At 67.2% G+C, this 622-nt stretch carries 2 protein-coding genes; both read left to right on the forward strand.

Features of this window, described 5'->3' with window-relative positions; genetic code table 11:
* A partial coding sequence (locus ACSBPG_RS32040) for a proton-translocating transhydrogenase family protein (RefSeq protein ID WP_435541304.1) occupies window positions 1-162 on the forward strand: 162 nt, incomplete at its 5' end.
* Window positions 163-165: 3 nt separating this feature from the next.
* A partial coding sequence (locus ACSBPG_RS32045) for an NAD(P)(+) transhydrogenase (Re/Si-specific) subunit beta (RefSeq protein WP_435541303.1) occupies window positions 166-622 on the forward strand: 457 nt, incomplete at its 3' end.

Here is a 622-nt window from a genome sequence, read left to right on the forward strand (position 1 = left end):
TCGGTCATCATCGTCGGCGCCCTGATCGCCGCCGGCCCGGCCGACTTCGGCTTCTCCCAGGTGCTCGGCTTCCTCGCGGTGATCCTCGCCTCGGTCAACATCTTCGGCGGCTTCCTGGTCACCCAGCGCATGCTCTCCATGTTCAAGAAGAAGGGCAAGTAACCCATGGAAACCCTCTCTGCCCTCCTCTACCTGGCGGCGTCGGTCTGCTTCATCATGGCGCTGCGCGGCCTGTCCTCGCCGGAGACCTCGCGCCAGGGCAACATCTACGGCATGGTCGGCATGACCATCGCCGTCCTGACCACGCTGGCGCTGCCCATCGTCCAGTCCTACTGGATGATCGTCCTGGGGATCGCCATCGGCGGCGGCATCGGCTACGTCGTCGCCAAGAAGATCGTCATGACGGCGCTGCCCCAGTTGGTCGCCGCCTTCCACTCCCTGGTCGGCCTCGCCGCCGTCTGCGTGGCGCTCGCCGCCTACTACTCGCCCGAGGCCTACGGCATCGGCGTGCCCGGCGCCATCGCCATGGGCTCGCTGATCGAGATGAGCCTGGGCACCGCCATCGGCGCCATCACCTTCACCGGCTCGGTGGTGGCCTTCGCCAAGCTGCAGGGCCTGGTCA

This window comes from Azospirillum sp. ST 5-10 (assembly GCF_051225715.1).
Lineage (GTDB): Bacteria > Pseudomonadota > Alphaproteobacteria > Azospirillales > Azospirillaceae > Azospirillum.